At 75.0% G+C, this 3308-nt stretch carries 4 protein-coding genes; 1 reads left to right on the forward strand and 3 read right to left on the reverse strand.

What is annotated here, in order from left to right; all coding sequences use genetic code 11:
• Positions 1–46: 46 nt before the first annotated feature.
• A complete protein-coding gene (locus JNW87_RS36555) occupies positions 47–553 on the forward strand; it encodes a DUF2231 domain-containing protein (RefSeq protein ID WP_109803349.1) in 507 nt (168 codons plus the stop codon).
• 5 nt (positions 554–558) lie between these two features.
• Here the strand turns inward: JNW87_RS36555 and JNW87_RS36560 are convergent, their stop codons facing one another.
• From JNW87_RS36560 to JNW87_RS36570, 3 genes are read right to left on the reverse strand one after another with little or no spacing between them, the layout of a single operon-like run.
• Positions 559–972, reverse strand: coding sequence for a hypothetical protein (locus JNW87_RS36560; RefSeq protein WP_238455286.1), 414 nt, complete (start codon positions 970–972; stop codon positions 559–561).
• Between the two features lie 46 nt (positions 973–1018).
• On the reverse strand, positions 1019–1495 hold the full coding sequence (locus JNW87_RS36565; protein WP_238455287.1) for a MerR family transcriptional regulator: 477 nt from the start codon (positions 1493–1495) through the stop codon (positions 1019–1021).
• The gene (locus JNW87_RS36570) at positions 1492–3189 is read right to left on the reverse strand and encodes an FAD-dependent monooxygenase (protein WP_238455288.1); all 1698 of its coding nucleotides are present in this window, start codon (positions 3187–3189) and stop codon (positions 1492–1494) included. Before JNW87_RS36570 ends, JNW87_RS36565 begins: the two co-directional genes overlap by 4 nt.
• Positions 3190–3308 lie beyond the last annotated feature (119 nt).

A 3308-nucleotide genomic window follows, 5' to 3' on the forward strand; every position in this document is an offset into this window, starting at 1 on the left:
GGGACGGGGAATCCGGCGGCGCCTGGGGGGAGACAGGAGTGCTGCCATGGAAAGTCGCGCCAAGGCCATGGGCCACGCGATCCACCCCACCCTGATCGTGTTCCCGCTGGGCCTGCTCGCCACCTCGGTCATCTTCGACATCCTGTACCTGATCACCGACCGGCCGGGGTTCCAGATCTCCGCCGCGTACACGATCGGCGCCGGCATCGTCGGCGGCCTGGTCGCCGCCGTGTTCGGCCTGATCGACTGGCGGGCCATCCCCACCGGCACCCGGGCCAAGCGGGTCGGCACGGCGCACGGCCTGGGCAACGTGGTGGTCCTGCTGCTGTTCGCGGTGAGCTGGCTGCTGCGCCGCGCCGCCGACAACTGGGACCCGAACGCGCTGGCGCTGATCTGCAGCTTCGCCGGGGTCCTGCTCGCCGGGGTGACCGGCTGGCTCGGCGGTGAACTGGTCGAGCGGCTGGGGATGAGCGTGAGCGACGAGGCGGGCGTCAACGCGCCGAGTTCGCTGTCGCGCCGGTCCACCGGCCGGCCCCGCGCCCGCGGCGTCTGACCGGCCTACCGAGGAGTCCGGGCGCGCAGGGCGCGGATGAACCAGTCGAGCGCCGGCGCCAGGCTGTCCGGGGCCGTCCAGCCGTTGATCACCGAGAGCAGCCGGAGGTACCGCTCCCGGCGCGGGTCGTTCGCGGTCTCCAGCAGGCTCGACAACCGGCGCCGCAGGTCGACGTCGTCGGGGCGACCGGAGAGCCGCGCGTACCGCGCCGTGACCGCCGCGACGACCGGATCGGCCTCGGGCGAGGCCGGATCGAGGCCGGCCGCCAGGGCGGGGCCGGCCAGGTCACGGACGAGCGCGGCGGCGTCGCGGCGCACGACCGGATCGTCACTCCGGGCGCGCTCGGCCGCGTGCTGCTCGGCCATCCGGCGCAGGCTCGCGCGGAAGTCCGGGTCCCGGGACAGTTCGGCCAGCTCCACCCACGCCTCGACCTGCTCCGCCCCGGGTTCGTCGGCAGTTCGGGGGTCATCGAACGCCTGATCCCGACGAATCCCGGGTCGCCGCCAGGCCGCCGAAGACGGTGTCGAGGAACTCGCCGACGAGACGGCGGCGTTCCTCCTCGGAGAGCTTGACCAACTGATGCATGAGCTCCATCTCCTCGGGGGTCGACCCGCGCCTGGCCACGGCCGTGAGCACCGCGCGCCGCAGCCGCAGCATGCGGATCTGCACCGCCAGCGCCTCGGCGTGCGCCGCGGCGACCTCGGGAAGCGTCACCTCCCGGTCCACGACCTTCCGGATGGTGGTCAGGTCCAGTCCCAGGTCGCGCAGGGTCCGCACGAGCTCCAGGCGGGCGAGGTCCTCGATGCCGTACCGGCGGTGGCCGGCCGGGCTGCGGCCGCTCGGCGGCACGATCCCGCGGTCGGAGTAGAAGCGGATGGCCTTGACCGTCAGCCCGGTCCGTCGGGCCAGCTCACCGATCGAGTAGGCAGTGTCGCCGTTCATGCCTCCACCCTCGCGTCTCCCCCTACGGGAGACGCAACCCCTCCGGTGCTGCCCGGTCCGTTCAGGGGTCTCCGCGCGCGCCGGCTGCTCAGGAGGGTGGCAGCCAGCGGTCGAGGTAGTCGACCAGCGCGGGCCAGCCGTCGGCGCCGGACCGGAACCCGACGTGGCCGTCCGGTCGGACCAGGTAGAGCGCGGCGGCGGCGGCGTCGAGGCCGAGCCGGCGAGGGCGTGTCCCTCCGCGTCGTGCAGCGCGCCGGGCTGTCGTGGGCGCCGAGGCGCTGGACCGTGAGCAGACCGCCACGGCCGCGGGACAGCTGCTCGACCGGTCCGGCGGGCCAGGTCCGACCGGGGCCGCACAGCAGCAGGTGCCAGCCGGGGGCGGCGGTGGCCCGGTGCAGGCTGGTCGGTTGCCGGTCGCCCACCACGGGCGCGTCGGGCAGCCGGTCGCCGGCCCGGGGTCCACGCCGGGGCGGGCGCGGCCCCTCCACCGACAGCGGGCTGCGCCGGTACCGGATGTCGAGCTCGGCGACGGTACGGAACACGAACGCCCGGCCGGCCCGGGCTCGCGCGGCCAGCGGGATGACGGTCGGGGCGATGCGGGTACGGGCGAACCGGACGAGCGGTTTGGTGGAGGTGGCGACGGTGAACGCCCGGTCGGTGAAGCGCAGCACCATCCGCCCGATCGGGGCGCGTTCGGGTTCGTAGGTGTCCAGCAGCCCGGCCCCGGCGCCGCCGGGCAGCGTGTGGGCGAGTTTCCAGCCGAGGTTGATGGCGTCCTGGATGCCGGTGTTCATGCCCTGGGCGCCGGCGGGGCTGTGGATGTGCGCGGCGTCGCCGGCCAGCAGGATCCGCCCGGCCCGGTAGCGCCGGGCCGCGCGGTGGTGCAGCCGGAAGTTGGTCATCCACACCGGGTCGTGCAGCCGCACTGTCCCGCCGGTGTACCCGTCGGCGAGCGCCTGCACCTGCTCGAGGGTCACCGCCGCGTCCGGTGGGGTGGGGTCGGCCGGTGGTCGCATCACCAGCAGCCGCCAGCCGGCCGGCCGGCCGAGCGGGAAGAAGAACAGCATCCCGGCGTCGGAGAGGAACACGTGGGCCGCCCCGGTGGCGAGACCGTCGGCCTCGACGTCGGCCAGCACGAACGTCTGCGGATAGGAGCTGCCCTCGAAGGCGATGTCGGCGGCGCGGCGAACGGCGCTGTGCGCGCCGTCGCAGCCGACCACGTACCGGGCGCCGACCGTCTCCTCCCGGCCGTCGCGGTGGCGCAGCCGGCAGGTCACCTGGTCGGCCGCGCTCCGCAGGTCGACCAGTTCCACGCCGCGCTCGACGCGCACGCCGGAGGTCCGCAGGTGATCGGCGAGGATGCGTTCGGTCTCGGCCTGCGAGAGGAACAGCAGGTGCGGGTAGGCGGTGTCGGGCAGGCCCAGGTCGAACATCGGCACGGTCAGCACCCGGTTCCGGGCGTGCAGGTGCAGCCGCACCGCCGGGTTGCCCTCGGCGACGAGCTGGTCGGTGACGCCGAACCGCGCCAGCACCTCCAGGGTGCGCGGCTGGATGGCCAGGGCGCGTGATTCGTGGACCCGGTCGAGGCTGCGGTCGACCAGGCGGGGCCGAACGCCGTGCGCGGCCAGTTGCGCCGCCAGGGCCAGGCCGGTGGGGCCGGCGCCGACGATCAGCACATCCACCGAGGCGGTCATGGCCTCAACCTACGGCCCGGCCCCGGATGCGGAAAGCTCCGCCGGGGTGCGGCTGACGCCCCGGGGCCGCACCGGCGGCTCAGTACGCACCGCCCCGCCCCGCCTGCGCGGTCACCCGG

Origin of the sequence: Micromonospora sp. ATA51, from assembly GCF_016802855.1 — a bacterium.
GTDB classification, from domain to species: Bacteria; Actinomycetota; Actinomycetes; order Mycobacteriales; family Micromonosporaceae; genus Micromonospora; species Micromonospora sicca.